21 protein-coding genes and 1 tRNA gene are annotated in these 23,655 nt (G+C 41.3%); 3 read left to right on the forward strand and 19 right to left on the reverse strand.

What is annotated here, in order from left to right; translation table 11 throughout:
• Positions 1–150: 150 nt before the first annotated feature.
• The 4 genes from H5201_RS16225 to H5201_RS16240 form a co-directional block, all read right to left on the reverse strand.
• Positions 151–1,326 carry a mandelate racemase/muconate lactonizing enzyme family protein gene (locus H5201_RS16225; RefSeq protein WP_064668182.1) on the reverse strand — a complete coding sequence of 392 codons (1,176 nt, stop codon included), beginning with the start codon at positions 1,324–1,326 and terminating at the stop codon, positions 151–153.
• Positions 1,327–1,354: 28 nt separating this feature from the next.
• The gene (locus tag H5201_RS16230; RefSeq protein ID WP_145238137.1) at positions 1,355–2,122 is read right to left on the reverse strand and encodes a class II aldolase/adducin family protein; all 768 of its coding nucleotides are present in this window, start codon (positions 2,120–2,122) and stop codon (positions 1,355–1,357) included.
• Positions 2,123–2,282: 160 nt separating this feature from the next.
• The gene (locus tag H5201_RS16235) at positions 2,283–2,606 is read right to left on the reverse strand and encodes a c-type cytochrome (RefSeq protein ID WP_145238134.1); all 324 of its coding nucleotides are present in this window, start codon (positions 2,604–2,606) and stop codon (positions 2,283–2,285) included.
• Positions 2,607–2,748: 142 nt separating this feature from the next.
• On the reverse strand, positions 2,749–3,288 hold the full coding sequence (locus tag H5201_RS16240; protein ID WP_149980503.1) for a DUF2058 domain-containing protein: 540 nt from the start codon (positions 3,286–3,288) through the stop codon (positions 2,749–2,751).
• A gap of 485 nt (positions 3,289–3,773) precedes the next feature.
• Between H5201_RS16240 and H5201_RS16245 the strand changes: the two genes are divergently transcribed.
• Positions 3,774–4,916, forward strand: coding sequence for an MFS transporter (locus tag H5201_RS16245; protein WP_182785079.1), 1,143 nt, complete (start codon positions 3,774–3,776; stop codon positions 4,914–4,916).
• Here H5201_RS16245 and H5201_RS16250 read toward each other — a convergent pair.
• Together H5201_RS16250 and H5201_RS16255 are read right to left on the reverse strand one after the other, a co-directional pair.
• Positions 4,883–5,383: a prolyl-tRNA synthetase associated domain-containing protein gene (locus H5201_RS16250; RefSeq protein ID WP_145238125.1), complete on the reverse strand. Its 501-nt coding sequence runs from the start codon at positions 5,381–5,383 to the stop codon at positions 4,883–4,885. The genes H5201_RS16245 and H5201_RS16250 overlap by 34 nt on opposite strands.
• The gene (locus H5201_RS16255; RefSeq protein ID WP_145238122.1) at positions 5,384–5,773 is read right to left on the reverse strand and encodes a hypothetical protein; all 390 of its coding nucleotides are present in this window, start codon (positions 5,771–5,773) and stop codon (positions 5,384–5,386) included.
• Between the two features lie 175 nt (positions 5,774–5,948).
• On the opposite strand from H5201_RS16255, the gene H5201_RS16260 reads away from it, so the two are divergent.
• Positions 5,949–6,024 (forward strand) — tRNA-Ala (locus tag H5201_RS16260).
• A 193-nt stretch (positions 6,025–6,217) separates the two neighbouring features.
• Here the strand turns inward: H5201_RS16260 and H5201_RS16265 are convergent.
• Complete coding sequence (locus H5201_RS16265; RefSeq protein WP_145238119.1) at positions 6,218–7,465, reverse strand: glutamate-5-semialdehyde dehydrogenase; 1,248 nt, start codon at positions 7,463–7,465, stop codon at positions 6,218–6,220.
• Positions 7,462–8,568, reverse strand: a complete 1,107-nt coding sequence (gene proB, locus H5201_RS16270) for a glutamate 5-kinase (RefSeq protein WP_145238116.1) — start codon at positions 8,566–8,568, stop codon at positions 7,462–7,464. Before proB ends, H5201_RS16265 begins: the two co-directional genes overlap by 4 nt.
• A gap of 920 nt (positions 8,569–9,488) precedes the next feature.
• On the opposite strand from proB, the gene H5201_RS16275 reads away from it, so the two are divergent.
• Positions 9,489–11,351, forward strand: coding sequence for a sodium:proton antiporter (locus H5201_RS16275; RefSeq protein ID WP_145238113.1), 1,863 nt, complete (start codon positions 9,489–9,491; stop codon positions 11,349–11,351).
• Positions 11,352–11,433: 82 nt separating this feature from the next.
• On the opposite strand, the gene H5201_RS16280 is transcribed toward H5201_RS16275, so the two are convergent.
• The 11 genes from H5201_RS16280 to accC form a co-directional block, all read right to left on the reverse strand.
• Positions 11,434–12,057 (reverse strand): tetratricopeptide repeat protein, encoded by a 624-nt coding sequence (locus H5201_RS16280; RefSeq protein ID WP_149980501.1) that lies wholly within the window; start codon positions 12,055–12,057, stop codon positions 11,434–11,436.
• Between the two features lie 148 nt (positions 12,058–12,205).
• Positions 12,206–13,519, reverse strand: a complete 1,314-nt coding sequence (locus H5201_RS16285) for an adenylosuccinate synthase (protein WP_182718929.1) — start codon at positions 13,517–13,519, stop codon at positions 12,206–12,208.
• 217 nt (positions 13,520–13,736) lie between these two features.
• A complete protein-coding gene (gene hflC / locus H5201_RS16290; protein WP_149980500.1) occupies positions 13,737–14,615 on the reverse strand; it encodes a protease modulator HflC in 879 nt (292 codons plus the stop codon).
• Positions 14,616–14,620: 5 nt separating this feature from the next.
• Entirely contained in the window at positions 14,621–15,787 is a 1,167-nt protein-coding gene (gene hflK, locus H5201_RS16295) for an FtsH protease activity modulator HflK (protein ID WP_182740566.1), read from the reverse strand.
• Positions 15,788–15,893: 106 nt separating this feature from the next.
• Positions 15,894–17,177 (reverse strand): ribosome rescue GTPase HflX, encoded by a 1,284-nt coding sequence (gene hflX, locus H5201_RS16300; RefSeq protein ID WP_149980498.1) that lies wholly within the window; start codon positions 17,175–17,177, stop codon positions 15,894–15,896.
• Positions 17,178–17,193: 16 nt separating this feature from the next.
• Complete coding sequence (gene hfq / locus H5201_RS16305; RefSeq protein WP_064668197.1) at positions 17,194–17,457, reverse strand: RNA chaperone Hfq; 264 nt, start codon at positions 17,455–17,457, stop codon at positions 17,194–17,196.
• A 79-nt stretch (positions 17,458–17,536) separates the two neighbouring features.
• Complete coding sequence (miaA, locus tag H5201_RS16310; protein WP_149980497.1) at positions 17,537–18,454, reverse strand: tRNA (adenosine(37)-N6)-dimethylallyltransferase MiaA; 918 nt, start codon at positions 18,452–18,454, stop codon at positions 17,537–17,539.
• A gap of 10 nt (positions 18,455–18,464) precedes the next feature.
• The gene (gene mutL, locus H5201_RS16315) at positions 18,465–20,312 is read right to left on the reverse strand and encodes a DNA mismatch repair endonuclease MutL (protein ID WP_182732165.1); all 1,848 of its coding nucleotides are present in this window, start codon (positions 20,310–20,312) and stop codon (positions 18,465–18,467) included.
• Between the two features lie 16 nt (positions 20,313–20,328).
• The gene (locus tag H5201_RS16320) at positions 20,329–21,672 is read right to left on the reverse strand and encodes an N-acetylmuramoyl-L-alanine amidase (RefSeq protein WP_182785080.1); all 1,344 of its coding nucleotides are present in this window, start codon (positions 21,670–21,672) and stop codon (positions 20,329–20,331) included.
• Positions 21,673–21,701: 29 nt separating this feature from the next.
• Positions 21,702–22,175: a tRNA (adenosine(37)-N6)-threonylcarbamoyltransferase complex ATPase subunit type 1 TsaE gene (gene tsaE, locus H5201_RS16325; protein ID WP_145238089.1), complete on the reverse strand. Its 474-nt coding sequence runs from the start codon at positions 22,173–22,175 to the stop codon at positions 21,702–21,704.
• A 128-nt stretch (positions 22,176–22,303) separates the two neighbouring features.
• Complete coding sequence (gene accC, locus H5201_RS16330; RefSeq protein ID WP_145238085.1) at positions 22,304–23,644, reverse strand: acetyl-CoA carboxylase biotin carboxylase subunit; 1,341 nt, start codon at positions 23,642–23,644, stop codon at positions 22,304–22,306.
• Positions 23,645–23,655: the final 11 nt, after the last annotated feature.

Raw genomic sequence — 23,655 nt, forward strand, 5'->3', positions numbered from 1 at the left:
GGTGCTAGGTGCTAGGTGCTAGGTGCTAGGAAAATTTTAACGTTTTGAATTAGTAAGAAATAGTTTTAAATTTGCAAAAGCCAAAGTAGATAAACTTAATGAATAGCGAGCTGAAATTAGCTCGCTATTCATAGCTCGTAGCCTATGATTTTATTTGATCTCAACACGCTGAGAGCGCATCACGATTTCGTCGTTAAGTTCAATACCAATACCCGGCTCTTCAGACACTTCAAAGAAACCATTTTTAGGCTGTGGATCTTGCAAGCATAACTCACGGTTCCACTTTTTAATTGCATAAGTGTGATGCTCATGAATTAAGAAATTTGGAATAGCCGTTTCTAAATGTAATGATGCTGCGGTTGCAACGGGGCCGCCACAGACGTGAGCCTGAATACGCACATCAAAAATATCAGCGTAATCACACACTTTTTTAGTTTCAGTAAAACCACCACATAAACCGATATCTGGCTGTAATACATTAATACTTTGATCTTCTAAGTAAGGGCGCACACCCCAACGATTATATAAACGCTCGCCACCGGCAATTGGCACTGATACTTTATCTGCCACTTTGGCATGTAACGAATGATTTAAGTAGTTAACTGGTTCTTCATAAAACATACAGTCAAATTCTTTAGCGATTTCACCGATTTGAATAGCAGAGGTAACACCCGGTAAACTGTGGCATTCAAAAATGATATCCACTTCATCACCAACAGCTTCACGAATTGCCTGCATACGGGCGCGATATAGCTTCATTTCAGCACGTGAAATAATGTTAGTGCGGTCGTAATAAGTATTGCCGTCTTTATCATATTGGATCGGATCAACTTTAACGGCATCGTAGCCTTCAGCCACTGCTTTTAACGCCGCTTCTGCGTATTCTTGTGGATGTACCAGAGCTTTAAACTCAGTGTCCCAGTCAAACTGTAATTGCGAAGCATAAGTACGCAGCTTGTCGTTAACTTTACCGCCTAACAACTGATACACAGGTAAACCTAATGCTTTGCCCTTAATGTCCCATAAAGCGGTGTCTATCGCGCTCATTGCTGCATAGACTACTGGGCCCCCACCTAAACCCCAAAAGCTTTCACGCAGCATACGCGACCATAACTTTTCGGTTTGAAATGGGTCATGACCAATTAAGAAAGCATCAGCCATTTCTTTGATCATAGCAGCGGCAGCACTGTGTCCTAAATCATAAGCAAGGCCAGCTTCGCCAACCCCGCTAATACCTTCGTCAGTATGAATACGGACAAATACAGGAGTCCAAGCAGGTCTGTCTGGACAGTGGATATCAAAAACTTCAACGCGATTAACTTTCATGACAATTCCTTATTAACCAAGGCTTAGGTTATTTTGCAAAACTAGGGTCAAGACGATGGGCCTTACGTAACATCGCAGGCCAAGCTAATTGCCCACCGGTACTACCGCTGTGCACTACATTCGCTTGATTATAAATATTATCGATTATGGCTTGAGGTACTGGTGTAACAGCTTGGCCACTGGCTTGTAAAGCCAGCTGTATTTCACAAGCACGCTGTAAATCATAAAAACGCATAAATGCATCACCCACCGTTGGCCCCACAGTTAAACCACCATGGTTTACTAACAACATATGATTAGTATTAGCGAGATCATCTTGTAAACGTTTTTTCTCATCGCTATTAACTGCTAAGCCTTCATAGCCGTGATAAGACAATGACGGCAGTGAAAACATTGAATACTGACTAAGTGGCAGCAGACCATTTTGCTGCGTGGCAACGGCAATCGTTTCTTTAGTATGTAAGTGAATAACACAATGAGCGTCATCACGCACTTCGTGAATCGCGCTGTGAATCGTAAAACCAGCAGGGTTGATTGCAAATGGCGTGTCATCCAAAATATTTCCGGCCAAGTCCACTTTGACTAGGTTAGAAGCTGTTACTTCATCAAATGTGAGGCCAAACGCATTCACTAAATAATGGTCAGTCCCCGGCAAACGCGCCGATAAATGTGTGTAAATCAAATCACCCCAACGAAAATGCTCAACCAACCGATAACAGGCGGCTAAATCAACTCGTAACTGCCATTCTTGTGCAGAGACTTTATTTTTTAAATCAAGTTGTGGTAAATCAAACATTATGGGGCCTTATTTAAACGCGTTAAAAGCAAAACACGATATAGATGGATAGAAGTCTAAAGTAGTGTGCGTGGATGATCAATATTTAAAACAAAACAGCCACACCAAATTGGTGTGGCTGTTTTCTGTGAGCCCAGTGATAACTCACACTCAGCAAAAATTATTTTACGTTTGCTAAGTAATCGGCAATAGCAACCATTTCTTCTTCAGTAACAGTCGCAACCATCGCTTTCATCGCTGCAGTCATGCCATTGTTGCGCGCACCTGATTTAATGTCTTTCATTTGTGCCACTAAGTAGTCTTTATTCTGACCATTTAGTTTAGGATACATTGCCATGATCGGTGCCTTACCTTCAGGACCATGACATGTTTGGCACATTTTTGCTGTATAAAGCGCAGCACCATCGGCAGCCATGCTGTTAAATGACATACTAGCAACCATTGAGAGGCTTGCACCTAAGAGTAATTTTGTTATCTTGCTCATTGTATTTTCTCTTCTTTTTGACGGTTTATAAAAATTATTAGCTTAATTGTAGACCATAATAACGGATCTTTGTACATCACATATGTACGTAATTTATACACCAAGTAGATCACCAAACACGCTGTTCAAGTCATCTCTTAGGCTACCATACTAAATCATCTGGTACTTCAAAATCAGCGTATGGGTCATCAGCATCTTTGCCTTTGTCTTCAGGCTCTACATGAAACACGATGTACTTTTCATCAACTTCTGCCACTTTACGGGCTGGCTCATCTTCAAGTACAAAAAACTGCCCTTCCAATACACAAATTGCCAGTCGGCCACCTGACAAGGCTTTTTGCGTTTGTTCATTTACGTCGAGCTCTTTGACTTTATTTTCGTAAGTAAAATTGAAAGTCCGCTCACCACGAATCGAATCTTGATTATGATGTTCTAATATCTGCTTTACGCGGGCAACTTGCTCACGTTGCTTTAACTCACCTTGGCGAGCTTGATTTAATTCTTCTGCTTTTTTCTGCTGTTCTAACTTTGTTTGCTGAATATGCTTTTGCAGATCACTAGGGTTACTGGTCGCCCCTTTTTTTGGTTTTTTTTGTTGCTTACGCTTTTCACTTTTAGCAACTTTAGCTTTATGTGATGTGGTTAATCCTGCTTGTAGCAATTGGTCTTGTAATGAACCCATAGCTTTGTTCCATTAAAAACTGATATTAGCTTTATTTTATACCCAAACCACCCCAAGATGCGAGTTTCAGTTGGAATTAAAAGCGATTTAGGCAAGGCATTGATTGCAAGTAATAGTGGGTCTATTGCTAAAATCAATAACGTAGTATAAATCGCTTTTAAACCAACCCGTTGGGCGTTTCACAGGAACTTACTCTCAGCGTTGTTACTTCTTAAAAGGGACTGCCATTCTTGCAAAGTAACGCCTTGATATTAAGCCCCTGTGAAACGCTGAATTCTGCATCTTGAGGTGGCTTGGGTATAATCACCAATTAAAACAAATCATAGTGCTGTGACCATTAATCTAGCAAAGTGTTGTGATTGAAAACCTGATTTAGCGCAATAAATACTTATTTCTAGAATAAAAGTAACCACTTAAAGAACGCGTTGAGGTTGAATTTAATATCAATCAGGTTAAGCTGTGGTTTTTGTAGTAGGGCCAATAAAATGCGTTTCGGTCATTTATTAGTTTGCTCGCTGTTTATCTTTTTCGTGCTCTATGCACCGCAGCCATTATTAAGCTTATTTGCAGAGCAATTTTCAGTTAGTCCTGCAACCGCAGGTAGCTTGATGACGGCAACTATGCTCCCTTTGGCGATTGCTCCTTTGGTATACGGCTTATTACTAGCTAAACGTAACCCTTTAACAATTCTTCGCTACGCGATGCTAGTACTAGCTGTTACCTGTGTTGCTTTTGCCTATGCCCCCAGTTTTGAGTTATTACTGTTACTACGATTTTTACAAGGTTTAACCTTGCCTGCCGCACTCACCGCAATGACCACTTACATAGGAAGCACTTATCAAGCTGATAGTTTGCAAAAGAATATGACCTTCTATATTGGCAGTACAATTGCTGGGGGTTACTTTGGCCGAGTGTTAGCGGCTATTTTTGCTGATTTATGGACTTGGCAAAGCTTCTATTTTGTTATTGCCGCAGGTTTAATTAGCTTTGCACTGAGTATTCCACGTAATCAAACAGCCATTGTTAACAGCACTCTTTCCCCATTAAATTATTTAAAACAGCTCGCGAATGCTGCGGTATTAAAATTATATGGTGCGGTGTTTTGTATGTTTTTTTGCTTTGCTGCGTTATTAAATTATTTACCGTTCATTTTACAAGACACTTTTTTAATTACTAATACCCGTGATATTGGCTTAGTTTATAGCGGTTACTTGATTGGCGCCCTCGCCTCTATTGCGACTCCTTGGTTATTAAAAAAGAGTATTTCACCGTGGCATTTATTGTCTGCTATATTTGCTTTTTACAGCACTACACTAGTATTTTTGATGAGCTCACAATTAGTGATTTTTTTACTGGCATTCACTGGTTTTTGCGGCGCGATGTTTATTATTCATTCAACCGCAGCGCCGCTGGTTAATAAAATAAGCAGTGCACCACCGAGTGTCACTAATGGTACTTATGTGTCGTTTTATTATAGTGGCGGGGCTTTAGGCTCTTTTGTACCTGGCTTGGTATATCAACAACTTGGCCATATCGCATTTATGGCCTCGTTATTATTAGTCTGTATATGCGGATTAATTTTAGTAAGTTCGGCTTATCTAGCGGGTAAAAAAACCACTTTAGGTTGATGCCCTGTGGTGGCAAAAAAAGCGTCTAAATCGGCTTTTTTTAATAACCATGTTTGGGTGTTCTCAAATGGATGACAATGAAATAGATCACCAAACCATATGTCTTGGTCAAGCCATAAAGTGACATCATTTTGCTTATCATTCATCAAAGCAAGCATAGATACACATCCAGGTGCGACTTTTAAAAAGCGTGCTAAGCGCTCATCGGAGGCAAACCCTAAGCGTGACAAGCCTTGATATTTAGCCAGTGATTTTAAGTCTAACTGCTTGTCATGTGCGGTGATCACCAAAAAATGCTTTTTACCTTCGTTATCACGCAAAAATAAGTTTTTTAATCGCGTTCCGGGCCGTTCCACCATTAATTCATCTGCAGCAAGACTACTATGTAATGCAGGGTGTTCGATAACGTCATAATTGATATTTAAATGCGCTAACAGCGCCGCTAATTTACTTTTATCCGCTAACATTTATAAACAACGCCCCATCAAGCGTACACTTAAATCTCGCCACAATACTTCATTTATCTCATATTTATCGTTGCGACAATATTTTTTGTCATGCAGCTCTTGTTTTAATAAGTGCACGGCTTGATCTTCTAATTCTAATTTTAAGCTATTTGATTCTTCAAAATATTCTTGCTCTGCAAAGTTTTTAAATTGCTGGCGTGTCAGTGGTCGATCTAAGTTTAAATTTGCGCGACTATTGGCTTTAACCGATACCACATAAGCAAAAATCTTATTACCTTGCTCATCTAATTTAGTGTGTAACTGTTTATTATTAATTTCAAAAGGCGGCTCATCACTTTGGCTAGCACAACCACAGAGTAAAACGAGTAACATCAACGCGTATTTTTTCATTATTAGTATCATTCCTGTTATCCAGTGACCGTTAGTCTACCAAAAATTCATTGTTTGCGTAAAAATTCAAAAAATATATAAATAATACTTGACCAAATTTAGAAATCTCATTAAAGTTCGTCCCGCTTGAAACGGAACCTCAAGTAGGTTACGAAATTCGTAACTTTAGGAATGTGGGGCTATAGCTCAGCTGGGAGAGCGCCTGCCTTGCACGCAGGAGGTCAGCAGTTCGATCCTGCTTAGCTCCACCACTTTCCTACTCTTCAATTTTTATCACTATGGCTCTCATGCCAAATTCAATTTTTAAATCTTTCTCATTTTAATCAAAAAACTGTTTATTTTATGTTAGTTATTTTTTAGCTATCAGTTGTGCGCTGCATGGTATTTACGATCAAAAATGCCGAGCATAAACTCGGCATTTTAATTTGGTTATTCGACTACCAATTATTCGCGAATTTGACCTACACCATTGACGAGGTATTTCTCCGTCGTTAATGATTCTAAGCCCATTGGGCCGTAAGCGTGTAGTTTTGACGTTGCGATACCAATCTCTGCACCTAAACCTAACTGTGAGCCATCAGAGAAGCGTGATGAGGTATTAACCATCACTACTGAGGCATCAACACTGCGCTGGAACAATTCAGCCGCGGCTTGGTTTTTAGTGCAAATAACTTCCGTATGGTTTGAACCAAATTGCGCAATATGCTCAATTGCACCAGCAAAATCTGGTACTACACGAATCGCGATTTCTAAATCTAAATATTCTTCGCCAAATTCCTCTGGCGCAAGCACTGTTGCATCATCAAAATATTGTGCGGCTTGGCTATCTGCATTTATTTTTACACCTTCTTGGCGTAATACAACAGCACATAAATTTAAAAACTCATCGGCAACATCCTGATGAACGACAAGGCCTTCTAATGCATTACATACGCCAGTACGCTGAGTTTTACCGTTCAGTAGCAAGTTAATCGCCACTTCTAAGTCAGCGTCTTTATCTACGTATAAATGACACACACCTTTAAAATGCTGGATCACAGGAATTGTACTGTTATCTGTTACAAAGTTAATTAGCCCTTCGCCGCCGCGTGGAATAATTAAGTCAATGCTGTCACGTTGCTGCATCAATTCCATTAATAATCCGCGGTCTGGATCTGGAATAACGGAGATTAACGCTGCCGGTAAATTATGCTGCTCTAATACTTGATGCATGACACTCGCAATTGCTTGCGAGCTTTTAAGCGCCTCTTTACCACCACGTAAAATAACCCCATTACCTGATTTGAAGCATAACGCTCCAGCATCAGCGGTTACATTTGGACGCGCTTCATAAATCATACATACCACACCAAGTGGTACGCGCATTTTACGAATTTTAATCCCGTTAGGACGTTCAGTAATATCGCGTAATTGACCCACCGGATCATCAAGGCTTACAATCACTTCAATGCCTTCAGCCATCGCTTCAATACGTTCGTCATTGAGCGTTAAACGGTCAATCATAGCGGCTGCTAGATTGTTATCGCGGGCTGCGGCTAAATCACTTTCGTTCTCTTTAATAATAAATGCTTTTTGTTGGCGTAATGCTGCAGCCATATCCAGTAGCACCTGATTTTTGGTCTCGGTATCGAGTAAGGCTAACTGATGTGCCGCTTTTGCTGCCTGACGTGAAATATCTGTAATTAAACTCATGACTTCTCCAATAATGCGATATCTTTCTCTGAAATAACGGGACCAATCGAATCTTGCATCTTGTCGCTAAATTCGCTTTGTTCGTTATCTGCTATAAAATTCAATAAACAACTACTGTAATTTGCAGTTGCTTTGGCTAATCGAGTGCCGTCGCTGCTACGTACCAAAATGGTATCGCCAATTGCAAACTCACCATGCACTGCGACAATTTCATCGCCACGGATACAGCCAGTTTCACCTTCTAAAGACTCATCGTATGAACCTGCGACAACGACTTCACCTTGCTCACTTGCAGTATGAGTCATCCAGTGAACAGCTTCTTGCATCGGTTTTTCGTACGGTAAGAAAATAGTACCTGGGTTCTCACCTTCCAGCAGTTTTGTAAATGTCTGCTCTTTAAAACCATTAATTATATAAGTAGTAATACCATGTGAAGTCGCTTTTTCAGCTGCTTCAATTTTAGTTTTCATACCACCTGTACCAACCGCACTGGTAGCAGATCCTGCCATAGCATAGATTGATTCATCAATTGATTTAATTTCAGGCAGTAATATTGCATCGTCGTGCAAATTAGGGTTTTTATCATAAAGCCCATCCACATCTGAAAAAATCATCAATGCATCAGCATCTGCTGCTGCAGCGACCATTGCCGATAAGTTATCATTATCACCGACTTTTAAATCATCAGTTGTCACCGTATCATTTTCATTCATGATTGGCAGCACACCATGATCCAACAAAGTGAAAACAGTTTCTCTAATACTCTCATAACGCTCACGGTCACGTAAGTCACCATGAGTTAATAAAATCTGCGCCGATGGGAAATCAAAAAAGCGGTCCCACATAGCCATCATTTCGGTTTGCCCTGCTGCTGCCATGGCCTTTTTCATTGCCACAGTGCGCTCTTGTGTCTTCGGAAATAAATGCGCGCCAGCGGCAACTGAGCCTGACGAAACTAAAATAACTTCAATTCCTTGACTACGACAACGAACAATAAACTGAGCGATGGTTAATAAATAGCGTGAGCGACAACCATCTTGATCAGGTGCAATCAATGCGCTACCTACTTTTAATACGATACGTCGCCAATTTAACTTTTGCATAAATGTTCAACTTTCCATTTTAACTGTGACTTACCCTAGTTTGGATAAATCTGAAAACAAACCACCTAGTGTTTACCTAGGTTACGAGTTAACAATTTGCACTTGCTTTTACTCACTTTCTTTAGCCAACACTTTTTAATACTCAGCCGGAAACGCTCACTTAGTTAATTAACAAAGTGCGTTAGATATAGCATAACTTTGGCTCAATCATTAAGACTGAACAGTTATAAAGTAAATAAAAAGTGTTGTTTATGCATCGCTGTAAAAAGCTGTGTGAAGCTTTTTTATTAACAACATACATAGAGCCTCTAAAGTCTGATACACCAACAGATAGGGTGATGACTCAAGGACCGAGATTTGCTCACCACGATGGGTGTCAAATATTGAGTAAGTAACAGTTCAACTCAAACAATATGAATCACAATAAAATGTAATTTATGTTCAAATTAACTAATTACTAAAAATGAGTAAAATTGTACAAACTGCATTCAAAACAATTAACAAATTGATTTTTAAGCATATAAATATAGTAACCTCAATCTAAATTGTTGTAATTTAAAGCAACTTAAAAATAACTATATGTATTCGCTTAGACCTAACAAGTAACTAATTAGATGACTAATTGTTTGAACACTAACTATATTACGCTACTTTTAGCCTAAAGATCAAGACTATATTTTATTCACTCGGCTTACTATTGCAGCTAATAAATTTTAAAGTCATTAAGATTCAGTCAGTTAAATAGAGTTTAATTTGTTTCAAATATTTTAAAACCAATAAATTATCATTTCTTCTACAAATAAGTTCGTAAACAGCTAAAATTCTATTAGGAAAAATTAACATACACGTGTATACCCCTGTATTATAAGTATCGAAAGGTTTACTCCTAACTGTTGTAATAAATAAGGAATACTTCATCTATGTCAGCTATTTATATCGCAGGGATCGCTCTATGTTCGGTTCTCGCCCAATGGATAGCATGGGGTTTTCGTGTCCCAGCTATTTTATTTTTGTTACTTACCGGCCTGTTACTTGGCCCTGCTACGGGTTTACTTGATCCAGATGCACTGCTTGGTGATCTACTCTTTCCTGTGGTCTCACTCAGTGTTGCGGTGATCTTATTTGAAGGTTCTTTAACTCTGCACTTTCGAGAACTCAAAGGTATTGGCAAGGTAGTCCGTAACTTGTGCTCTATTGGCATGATTACAACTTGTATAGTAATAAGCCTCAGTGCCTATTGGATTTTAGAACTCAACTGGCGTGTAGCAGCGGTGCTCGGTGCAGTATTGGTTGTGACTGGCCCAACAGTTATTGCACCGCTATTAAACTCAATGCGACCAACCCAAGATATTGACCGCATACTACGCTGGGAGGGCATTGTTATTGACCCAATTGGTGCTTTATTTGCGGTTTTAGTATTTGAAGCGGTAATGCTAGTTGGTCAAGGTGAAGTGTTTATTCATACCGTAATCGCCTTGTTTAAAACCTTAGGAGTCGGTTTATCTATTGGCGTGGTCGCAGGTTGGCTTACAACGTTACTGATCCGCCGCGAATGGCTACCATTTGAATTACATAAATTCGGCATCTTAGCTTTGGTACTTATTAGCTTTACAGTCTCAAATCATTTGAGCCATGAGTCAGGTCTACTAGCGGTTACTGTATTTGGTATTTGGTTAGCGAACCAAGACGATTTAGAAATTGATTCTGTTTTAGAGTTTAAAGAAGATCTGTCTATGATCTTAATTTCAACCTTATTCATTTTGCTTGCTGCGCGTTTAGAATTAGCTGATTTAATGATGCTTGATGCCGATGTGTTTATCTTTTTGGCTATCGTATTATTTATCGCTCGCCCATTGTGTATTGCGATCTCCACTTTCGGCACTGAGCTACCAATTAAATCTCGCTTAGTACTCGCGTGGATTGCTCCGCGCGGTATTGTCGCAGCAGCGGTAGGCTCTGTATTTGCTATTAGTATGATGGAAGCTGGTGTTGCTGACGCCGAGAAAATGGTGCCACTGATTTTTACCGTTATCATTATCACAGTAGTTCTGCAAAGCTTAACTGCGATCCCGATTGCGAAGCTATTAGGGGTTCGTCAGCCTTCACCTAATACTATTTTGATCATTGGTGCAAACCATGTCGCTCGTGCCATTGCTTGTGGGCTAAAAGAGCAAAATATTCAAGTACACTTATCAGATCCAGCTTGGGAAAACTGCCGCATGGCACGTATGGATGGGCTGCCTTGTTATTATGGTAACCCGCAATCAGAACATGCTGAACGTTACTTACCCCTGACAACTCTACGCAGCGTAATGGCGCTTTCGCCAAACCGCCATCATAACGCGCTAGGCGTGCAGTATTTTTCACATTTATTGAATGAAAAGAACGTCTTTTCATTGCGTTCTTCGACCTCTCACGCCAAAGCAAACAAAGACAGCGCGACGTTTCTATCTCGGCAAATTTTGTTTGGTGACAGCGGCTCTTATGCACGTTTAAGTAGCTTAATTGCTAAAGGCGGCAAGGTCAGTGTAACGCGAATTTCTGAAGAGTTTAACTGGGGCAAATACCAAGAAATGAACAGCGATGCAATTCCGTTATTCATCCTCAATGGTGACAAAGACAGTGATGATGATAGCCCTATCAAACTGCGTCCGTTTACTATTAATATGGAAAAACCGCCGCAAGAAGGTGAACGTGTCGTCGCGATGCTGCCACCAAAAATGTCGGTATTGAAAGATCCTAATAATGGTAAAAACAAAGAACCGAAAGAAATAAAAGAGTAAAACGAAAAAGGCTAGGTATCGCACCTAGCCCTTTTACTTTCAACTTGCTAGTTTTCTAACTCGCTAACTAATCTACTCAAACCTACAATGGCAATCGTGCACGCGCTACTACACTATCGGGCATTTTTTGCGCCAATTGGGCTAGCGAGCGTTCAATCTTTTTATGGGTTGCTTTATCTGCAACCATACTATGAAATAACCAACGATATGCGTCTTCGTAATCACGTGGACTGCCATAGCCTTGATTAAATAAATTAACTAACCGCAATTGTGCTTTTAAATTACCTTGTGATGAAGCTTCACGTAGGTAAGTCACAGCAAGCGCTTTATCCTTTTGCACCAATCGGCCCGTGTCATAGTATCGCCCGAGTTGCTCTAATGCCGCCGCTAAGCCTTGCTGCGCTGCTTGACGCATATAATACACACCAAGCTCTACATTACGATCAACACACACCGCATACGCCAGCATATCGCCATATAAAAATTGATAAGAAGGCAGTGCCATTTTATTGGCTCGTGCTTCGATATCTTGTACTAACTGGCAGTCATCTGCCTTTACTCGCGCAAGATGTGTATTACTATTGATCAAAGCAAGCAGCTCAGTTTCTGTATATAGTGGCACGGCAGCTATGGTCTCTTCAGACTTGGCGTGGCTTGCCAGCAAAAACGATAACGGCACTAATGATAAACAAGTTAACAAACGCATTTAGGTCACTTTAAATTAAAAACCATCTTGCTAAAGTTTATACAAAGATCGTTCCATAATGAAATTTATAAATAGCTTATTTATTATAAACACTATCCCCAGACACAAAAAAAGCTGCACAAGGCAGCTTTTTTAGTACTATCAGTAATTATGCAAACGGACTGCGTAATACTATAGTTTCTACACGGTCAGGACCTGTAGAAATAATATCAACAGGTACACCGGTGATTTCTTCAATGCGTTTGATGTAATCAAGTGCCGCTTTTGGTAGCTGCTCAACAGTAGTAGCACCCACTGTATTTTCAGTCCAACCAGGCATCTCTTCATATACTGGCGTTACTTTATCATAACCTTCAGCAGCAAGTGGCGTCACATTAGTGATAGTGCCATCTTCTAACTGATAACCAGTACAGATTTTTAGTGTTTCTAGACCATCTAACACGTCTAGTTTAGTTAAACAAAAACCTGAGATAGAGTTAATTTGTACTGCACGGCGCATAGCCACAGCGTCTAACCAACCAGTACGACGTAAGCGACCAGTCGTTGCACCAAACTCATGACCTACGGTACCTAAGTGCTTACCAACTGGGTCTTGTTTTTCTAAACCGTCGTAAAGCTCAGTAGGGAAAGGACCAGAACCAACGCGCGTGGTGTAAGCTTTGATAATACCTAGTACATAATCAAGATTTAACGGACCAAAACCAGCACCTGTAGCAACGCCACCGGCAGTGGTATTTGAAGACGTTACATATGGATAAGTACCGTGATCGATATCAAGTAATGTACCTTGCGCGCCTTCAAACAAGATGTTGTCGCCCGCTAAACGCGTTTGATCAAGTAACTCAGTTACATCAACAACCATTGCTTTAAGGATATCTGCAACAGCCATTGCATCATCAAACGTCTGTTGGAAATCTACCGCATCTACTTTGTAATAATTTACTAAAGTGAAGTTATGGTATTCCAATACTTCTTTAAGCTTCGCAGCGAATAATTCAGGGTTGAATAAATCACCGATACGCAAACCACGACGGGCTACTTTATCTTCATAAGCAGGACCTATGCCGCGACCTGTTGTACCAATCGCTTTATTACCACGTGCTTTTTCACGAGCTACATCTAATGCGATGTGGAAAGGCAAAATAAGCGGACATGCTTCACTGATCAATAAACGTTCACGTACTGGTACGCCACGTTCTTCAAGCATGCCAATCTCTTTCATTAGCGCTTCTGGTGAAACAACAACACCATTACCAATCACACACTTAACATTGTCACGTAATACACCCGATGGAATAAGGTGTAAAACTGTCTTTTCACCTTCGATTACCAGTGTATGACCAGCGTTATGGCCACCTTGGTAACGAACTACTAAAGATGCTTTGTCTGTAAGGAGGTCAACTACCTTACCCTTACCTTCGTCACCCCATTGGGTGCCTAATACAACAACGTTTTTACCCATTGTAAATTCACTTAGAAAAAATTAGGACGAGATTTTACCAGATAATGAGGGGAAAGATCACCCCCGTTTAGGTTATTTTTTCTGCGCAGTCGTACAACGACCTTTGCAATAAAAATTAACTGGTTGAATAACATTAAGTTACTCATGAAAATTCATCTTACTAAAAGAAAAACCCTGCATACACAGGGTTTGGATTTGTGCTAGATTTAGAAAAAGATTACTGCGCTGCAGCACCTTTCATATATCTAAAGAAGTCACTGTCTGGTGATAATACCATTACGTCTTGCTTATCTTTAAAGGTCTTTTTATAGGCCTCTAATGAACGTACAAAACCAAAGAATTCAGCATCTTTATTGTACGCATTGGCATAAATAGCCGCAGCTTTTGCATCGCCTTCACCGCGAACGGTACGGGCATTACGCTCAGCATCAGCCAGCATTACTGTGACACGACGGTCAATGTCAGCGCGAATCGTTTCGGCTTTTTCTTGACCTTCAGAGCGATGCTCTTTAGCAACAGCAGTACGCTCTGCACGCATACGTTGGTAAATCGAATTACTCACTTCTGACGGTAAATTGATTTGCTTAACACGTACATCAAGTACTTCAATACCAAGCTCTTGAGCACTTTCAGAAGCTTGAACTAATGCTTCTTCCATTAACTCGCTACGCTCACCGGAAACAATCTCACGGATAGTACGTGAACCAAAGTTAGTACGTAGACCATTATTTACTTTTTGCTTAAGTAATGCTTCAGCGTATTGCTTATCACCACGGGCACGTAAGTAAAAAGCACTAAAATCACTAACACGCCATTTAACGTAAGAATCAACGATTAAGTCTTTTTTCTCGCTAGTAACAAAACGATCTGGCGTACCATCTAAAGTTTGAATACGCGCATCAATACGGCGTACTTGGCTAAAGAAAGGCACTTTGAATTGTAAGCCAGGGCCATAAACAATTGCTTTATCATCACTGTCTTTTTGCACTTTACTGAATAGCATAACAATTGCTTTTTGCCCTTCAGGTACTACGAACACTGACGAAAAAGACAACACAACGGCCGCTAATAATATAACTAAACTAAAGTTTTTCATTGCGCTTATCTCCCGTCGTTAAAGCGATCAGCACCAAAGCGGTCTGAACTTGAGTTCACAGTGCTATTGCGCGATGTATTAACTTTATTGCGTAAGTCGTTAATATCACTTGAGCTAGGTAATGCAACACGGGTTGCGTTCCCTTGCTTATCCATGATTTTATCAAGCGGTAAATACATCATATTATTGCCGCCCTTAACATCAACTAGGACTTTTGAACTGTTGCCTAGCACTTCTTCCATGGCATCAATATATAAACGCTCACGGGTTACACGCTTAGCAGCCTGGTATTCAGGTAATAACTTTTCAAAACGCGCGACTTCACCTTGTGCTTCTAAAATAATGCGCTCGCCGTAACCTTCAGCTTCTTGCGTCATACGAGTAACTTGACCACGAGCACGTGGTTCAATTTCACGCGCGTATGCTTCAGCTTCACGAATAAAACGTTGTTCATCTTCTTGTGCGGCAATGGCATCATCAAACGCGTCTTTAACTTCAGCCGGTGGGCGTGAGTCTTTAAAGTTAACGTCAGTTACGATCAAACCTAAGTTATACGGTTCGACGATTTTATTCAGTTCATCCCAGGTATTTTGACGCACAACCTCACGGCCATTCGTTAATACTTGGTCCATTTTTGAATGACCAACAACATAACGCAGTGCACTCTCTAGCGCTTCTTCTAAGCTAGAATCAGCATTAGTTACACTAAATTTGTATAGGAAAGGATCAATAACACGGTATTGCACCTGAAACTCAACGCTTACCACGTTTTCATCTTCAGTGAGCATAAAACCAGACGTCGATAATGAGCGAACGGCTTCAATATCTACCGGAATTACCGTTTCAATAAACGTCATTTTCCAACGCAGACCTGGATCTGCAATGCGGTCAAATTGACCAAAATGTAAAACGATGCCGCGCTCTGCTTCTTTCACGGTATAAATACCGCTCAGTGCCCATACAATTGCAGCAATGATCAGTACAAATGAAAGACCAGCTCCACCAAGTCCGCCGCCGCCATTGCCGGATTTATTACCGCCAAATAAGCCACCAAACTTGCTGCTGAATTTACGAAACACCTCGTCTAAGTCAGGTGGGCCTTGATCACGTCCGCCTTTTTTGTTCCACGGATCTTTGTCATTGCCATTATTACCCGGTTCATTCCAGGCCATAGCTATACTCCATTGTTATCTAAATAATTTAGGTAATTACGTTAAATCTAACAAAAATACCGCAGTTCTCATACTAAAAATGACATTGTGCAGTAGTTTTTTCGAATTACGAAATAAAAGCGTCGATTTCAGGACCAAACTCTTTTCTTAAACGATTCCATTCTACCATAGGCAGTCGAGTAGCAAGTAACCAATGACCCTGTTCATCAAAGTCTTCTTGATGCACGGCATTTAAATTGAACAACGCAGCACGTAAACGACCATATTGCGGAGCTAATTTAAGCGTATGAACAAACATTTTCTTTGCTAACAGCTCGCTGATAGCTTCAGACAATAGTTCACACCCTGCGCCACTGTGTGCCGACAACCATACTCTAATAGGCATGCCTTCATCGTCACGGTCAATACGTGGTTCAATATCTTCAAGCGCATCAATTTTGTTGTAAACCAACAATTGCGGCACTTCATCAGCTTCTATTTCTTTAAGAACCGATTGTACCTGTTCAATATTCTCTTTACGACGATGATCCGCAACATCGACCACATGAAGTTGTAAATCAGCTTCACGAGTTTCGGTTAGCGTCGCTTTAAATGCGGCAACTAAGTCATGGGGTAAATGACGAATAAAGCCAACGGTATCGGCTAAAATTATCGAACCAACATCTTCTATTTCGAGTTTGCGTAAGGTTGGATCAAGCGTCGCGAACAGTTGGTCAGCAGCATACACATTAGAGTTAGTAATGCGATTAAATAGCGTCGACTTACCCGCATTGGTATACCCTACCAACGACACCGTAGGAATTTCATTGCGGTTACGAGCACGTCTACCTTGCTCACGCTGCACTGCCACTTTCTCTAAACGCGCGCGAATACTTTGAATACGAACTCGCAATAAACGTCGATCTGTTTCTAGCTGAGTTTCACCAGGCCCGCGCAAACCGATCCCGCCTTTTTGGCGTTCAAGATGCGTCCAGCCTCGGATCAAACGCGTCGACATATGACGCAATTGTGCTAGCTCAACCTGCAACTTACCTTCATGGGTACGTGCACGTTGCGCAAAAATATCAAGAATAAGCGTCGTTCTATCAAGCACACGACATTGGCAAACGCGTTCTAAATTGCGTTCCTGTGACGGTCTGAGTTGATGATTAAAAATGACGACATCTGCGTTGTGGATTTTGACAATCTCAGCGATTTCTTCAGCCTTTCCGGTACCGACGAATAGTTTCGGATGTGGTGCTTGACGGCTGCCTTGCACAACCGCCAAACTGCTAACACCAGCAGAAGATACCAACATTTCCAATTCATGAAGATCTTCACGATCCCCTTCTTTTGGAAAGTCGATATGAACTAAGACTGCCTGTTCGCCGGCTTCATAACGGTCAAACAAACATTATGCTCCTAATTTAAAAATTTCCAGCTTCAGGCTCTTCACCGTCTTCGCTTCCTTGAATACCTTGGAAGTTAACAGCACGAGCAGGAACTACGGTAGAAATCGCATGTTTATACACCATTTGATTCACGGTGTTTTCTAGTAAAATAACAAATTGATCAAATGACTGGATCTTACCTTGTAGTTTGATGCCATTAACCAAAAAGATTGATACTGGAATACGCTCACGACGTAGCGCATTCAAAAATGGGTCTTGTAACGATTGGCCTTTTGCCATGTTATTTTCCTTCGTTCTAGGTGTTATTATAATTAAGTGGCTGAACTCATTTAACAAAGCTAAAAAATTTCAACTACTACTAGCTTAGCGAACTTACAACACGTTGCAAGTTTTCTTCATCACCCGTTGTTAACCACGTTACATCGGGCCAACCTCTTAGCCACGTCAATTGACGCTTAGCAAGCTGTCGTGTTGCTGCAATACCGCGAAAGACCATTTCATCGTAATCAATCTCGCCAGCAATGTAATCCCACATTTGTCTATAACCCACGCAACGAATGGAAGGTAAGTTAGGGTGTAAATCCTTACGTTGATATAGGGATGAAACTTCATTTTCAAACCCCTGCTCAAGCATTATTTTAAACCTTTGTTCAATTCGCTGGTGTAAATCGGCGCGATCATCAGGCGCAATAGCAAATTGATGAAAAGTATACGGTAAACTCGGCTGCTTACTTTTTTGTAATTCAGTCATTGTTTTACCCGTTAATCGGTAAACTTCAAGGGCGCGGTTAATACGTTGCGAGTCATTCTCGCTCATTTTTTGTGCCGCTTGCGGATCAATTATCTCAAGCTCTTTATAAAGTGCCGGCCAGCCATGTTGCTTGGCTTGTTGCTCAAGCTCTGCTCGTACTACCGGGCATGCTTCAGGTAATGGCGATAATCCATCAATTAATGCTTTAAAGTACATCATTGTACCACCAACTAATACAGGCACTTTACCTTGTTGGTGAAATTGGTCAATCTTTTCAATTGCATCACGACGAAAATCAGCTACTGAGTAACTTTCGCTAGGGTCGATTAGATCAATTAAATGGTGTGGCGCAAGCGCTAACTCATGTTGATCTGGTTTTGCCGTACCTATGTTCATATCTTTATACACTAAGGCTGAATCGACGCTGATTATTTCAGTTTTTAAATGTTGGCATAAGGCGATTGCTAATGCAGTTTTGCCTGCAGCGGTTGGGCCCATTAAAAAAATGACCGGTAAATTACTCAACTCGATAACCTTAATCTAACTGTGCTAAAAAATAACTTAAATCTATTTTAACTGCTTTTGCAGATAAACGCTGGATTGTTTGCGGATTATTTTGCATTCGCGTAACCGCCAAGGCAAAAGCTTGGCTGGCAAAAAAGCGCTCGGGCACTTGGCTAAGCTGCCAGTTTAGCCATTGCTCCACACTATTAAGCTCAGCCTTAGTGGCTTTTAATAGCGCATCTACGGCTTGGCTCACATCAAGCAGATACAAACTCTGTGGCAACTTTTTAACCATCACAAATTGCTTTTCAATCAATAACTCAAAGCCCAGCAAGGTAAACCATGATTGTTGCTGTGTTAAGCTTTGGCTGTCTTCTTTACTGATATTAACTCGCACAGGCAATAGTAAGGCTTTTCCTTCTAAGCTGCCTTGCTCAGCAATAAGCTCAAGCCAATCATTGACTAATAAATATTTAAAGTGTGAGCAATATAATTGCTGTTGCAGGCTAAATACACAACCGCCATCACTTTGTACCAGCAACGGCTGCGCACTTTGCGTCTGTAACAATGGTGCTACTTCTTGAGTAACGCCAATAGGTTGATCAAAATGGCTGGCGTGTTGCTCATTGACCCCTTGATAAAACGCACTCACATCTTGATGATTTGTCCGGCTCGCTTGCTTACTTCGCTCGCTTGAACCTGTATATCCACCACCACTAGGTGCTAAATTAGCACCGTAGCGAGCTTGCTCCGCTGGTTGTAAGTGCGACTTAGGATAATCAAACAAACTGCCTGCTGTATTGCTGGAGTGAGCGGGTGTTGCTGTATGCGCTGCTTTAGCATCGCTGTGTTGCGAATCAACATGCTGAGTAACACCAGCAAACTCATCTTGAAGCGGCACCACGACTTGTTTAATTGCCTGCAGAATAAAATCATGCACTAAGCGACCTTGATGAAAACGCACTTCGTGTTTCGCAGGATGCACGTTTACATCCACTTGACGCGGATCAATGTCGATATAAATAACAAAGCCCGGTAGCTCTTCTTGGCCTGCGACTTCTTCGAACGCTTGGCGAATGGCATGAGAAATAAGCTTATCGCGCATCATACGATTATTTACATAGGTATATTGCGTAGTATTACTCGAGCCAACTGGTAGCACCCAACCATGTAGCTGCAAGCCTGTATCGCCTGACTCAATATATAACCCCTGCTCAGCAAAGGCTTTACCTGCAACCTGAGCGACCCGAGCAATAGCCTGTGCAGGGTCGGTTTTAGCACGATATTGACGCACTACTTTATCGTTATGGGTGAGGGTAATTGACACATCAAAACGGCTCAGGGCAATACGCTTTATTAACTCATCAATGTGAGTAAATTCGGTTTTTTCGGTGCGTAGAAATTTACGTCTAGCGGGCGTATTAAAAAATAAGTCTTTAACTTCAATGGTGGTCCCGTCAGGGTGAGCAGTGGGTTTAATCTGCACCGCCATATCTCGCCCCTGTGCAAATGCTTGCCAAGCCGCCTCTTGCTGTTTGGTTTTTGAGCTAAGTGTCAAACGCGATACCGAACTAATAGACGCCAATGCTTCGCCGCGAAAGCCCAAAGAACAAATATTTTCTAAATCATCAAGGGACTTTAATTTACTAGTAGCATGGCGAGAAAGCGCCAACGTGAGCTCGTCTTTATCAATGCCTGAGCCGTTATCACGAATGCGAATAAGCTTATGACCGCCGCGTTCAATATCAATTTGAATACGTGTTGCGCCTGCATCTAGGCTATTTTCAACGAGTTCTTTGACTACAGATGCGGGTCTCTCAACCACTTCGCCCGCAGCAATTTGGTTAGCTAATCGCGCGGGTAATATTTCAATGCTCATACTGATCCTAACGATTTTAACTTTGCGGAATGTCTAACTCTTGACCAATAAACAAGGTATTAGATTTTAATTGATTGACTTGCTTAAGCTTACCCACCGATACCCCATAGCGACTAGCTAACAAACTTAACGACTCACCAGGGCGAACTTTATGTTTAGTGGGATATTGCGATTTTAACGACGCAAACAGCGAATCATCCGGAGGATTTTTCAGATAATAACTTTTGATAGAAGTAAATATTGCTTTCGCTAAGCGCTCTTGATGATTAGCACTTTTTAATAGTTTTTCTTCGCGTGGGTTTGAAATAAACCCAGTTTCGACCAAAATAGATGGAATATCTGGTGACTTTAATACCGCTAGGCTAGCCGCTTGCGGCTCTTTTTTATGTAACTTAGCGACCTTTTTAAGCTCTTGAACCATGCCTTCCGCAACGCTGAAACCGGTTTTCATCGAATGATCCATCGACATATCCAACAGCGCCTGCGCCAAGTACTTTTCACTGGCCGTGTCTTTAATCACTCCAGCAGCACCACCGAGTAACTCTGAATGTTTTTCTTTATCTTCTATCCATTTACCAATTTCTGAATTAGCACGACGAAGTGATAACACCCAAACAGAGGCGCCATTTGGTTGCGGGCTAGTAAATGCATCCGCATGAATTGAAACTAAAAAGTCAGCCTTTTTCTGCCTTGCACGGCTAGTGCGGGTATTAAGTTTGACAAAGTAATCTCCACTTCGCACCATTCGCGAAATCATCCCGCGCTCGGCATCAATCATCCGCTCTAAGCGTTTGGCGATTTGTAGTGTGATATCTTTTTCATAAGTACCAGAAGGACCAATTGACCCAGGGTCTTCGCCGCCATGGCCTGCATCAATAGCAATAATAATATCGCGTTGTTGATTAAGCTCACGCTTTTTAACCCCAGTATTACTCGTTGCAGCTACTGGCTCTGCTTGATTTTTGTCATATAAGTCGACCACTAAACGATTTTTATAAGGTCCCGTTGGCGCCAATGCAAAAATCACCGGTTTAACGGCCCCTGTAAGCTCAAAAACAAATCGTACCCCCTGGCTGCTTTTCGCTTTCGAGTAACGTAGTTTACTGACGATTTGATGCTTACTGGGAATAGTTGGTAGGTCTTTTATTTTATCTGTATTTTCTAAATCGACCACTAAGCGCAGTGGATTTTTTAGCATAAAATAACTGAAGTCGGGCTTATCCGTTAAGTCGAATACTACCCGCGTACTATCTGGCGATGGCCACACCCGTACACTATTGATAGTATTTTGTGCATAGAGATTAGCACTGATTGCTAACAGCAAAAAAGCACCCATCCACTTTATGACAACTCGACTCATCGGTATCTTCACACCCTTGTTATTTGTTGTTATTCACTATGGTTTTTGAGTTTATCCACGATACTGTGACCACGCGGGCTAATACTTTGGATCTCAATTGCTCGTGCATCGCCGACATAACGTAAAGTAATATCTAAGTCTGGTGTTGGGATAAACTCGCCGCCTTTTTCAGGCCATTCCACCACACAAATAGCTGTTGGCGAAAAATAATCTCGAATACCCATGTATTCTAATTCTTCTGGGTCGCCTAAACGATATAAATCAAAATGATAAACATTGGCCGTTGCCAACTCATAAGGCTCCACCAGCGTATAAGTTGGACTCTTAACTTTGCCTTGATGACCAAAGCCTTGGATCACACCACGTGTTAAGGTGGTTTTGCCTGCTCCCAAATCACCGTGTAAGTAAATAACTGCCCCTTGCTCCATTAGCATAGCAAGTTGATTGCCCATTTTAACCGTTGCAGCTTCATCAGCGAGTTGAAAACCAACACAGTGCGTCATTCTAACCTCATGGATAGTATTAAAAACGATAACTTGTTAATCATACCAGATTATTTTACTAAGGCGAGAATCGACACTTATAGACACAAAAAAACCGGCAAAGTTGCCGGTTTTTTTTGTAATTAGGATTATAGACCTAATTTTTTCTCAAGATAGTGGATATTAGTACCACCATTTTGGAAATTTTCATCCGCTAAGATGCGCTTATGTAATGACGTATTAGTTTTAATACCGTCAATCACAAGCTCATTCAATGCATTACGTGCACGGGCAATTGCTACATTACGGTTTTCACCGTAAGTAATTAATTTACCGATCATTGAATCATAGTGTGGTGGCACTGTGTAGTCAGCATAAATATGGCTGTCCCAACGAATACCTAAACCACCTGCTGGGTGGAAACGCGTAATTTTTCCCGGTGACGGGATAAACGTTTCAGGGTCTTCAGCATTAATACGACACTCAATTGCATGACCACGGATAACGACATCGTCTTGCGTGAATGATAGTGGTTGGCCCGCTGCAATTTTTAACTGCTCTTTGATCAAATCAACACCGGTAACCATTTCTGTCACTGGATGCTCAACCTGAATACGAGTGTTCATTTCAATGAAATAGAACTCACCATTTTCGTATAAGAACTCAAATGTACCCGCACCACGATAACCGATTTCGATACATGCACGCGTACAACGCTCACCGATAAACTTACGCACTTCAGCAGTAATACCTGGTGCTGGCGCTTCTTCGACTACTTTTTGATGACGACGTTGCATAGAACAATCACGTTCACCTAAGTGAACAGCATTACCTTGCCCGTCAGCCAATACTTGAACTTCGATATGACGTGGGTTTTCAAGGAATTTTTCCATGTAAACCATGCTATTACCAAAGAACTGTTTTGCTTCTTGTTGCGTTAAAGCGATTGAGTCAATTAACTCAGCTTCACTGCGAACAACCCGCATACCACGACCACCACCGCCACCAGCGGCTTTGATGATCACTGGGTAACCGATACGTTTAGCGATTTGCATGTTGCGGTCTTTATCATCCGATACCGGACCATCTGAACCTGGTACACATGGTACGCCAGCTTTACGCATTGCTTCGATTGCAGATACTTTATCGCCCATTAGACGAATCGTGTCGCCGCGCGGACCAATAAACACAAAACCACTTTGTTCAACTTGATCAGCAAAATCAGCGTTTTCTGCAAGGAAACCATAACCCGGGTGGATAGCAACTGCATCGGTTACTTCAGCTGCCGCAATAATGCGCGGAATGTCTAAGTAACTTTCAGTGGCAGAAGGTCTACCAATACATATTGTTTCATCTGCAAGCAATACATGCTTAAGATCGCGATCCGCCGTTGAATGCACAGCAACCGTTTTGATCCCAAGCTCTTTGCAGGCGCGCAATATACGAAGTGCAATTTCACCTCGGTTTGCAATGACTACTTTATCTAACATTAGAGTTGGCC

Source organism: Pseudoalteromonas sp. SG43-6, from assembly GCF_014164365.1.
Taxonomy (GTDB): domain Bacteria; phylum Pseudomonadota; class Gammaproteobacteria; order Enterobacterales; family Alteromonadaceae; genus Pseudoalteromonas; species Pseudoalteromonas rhizosphaerae.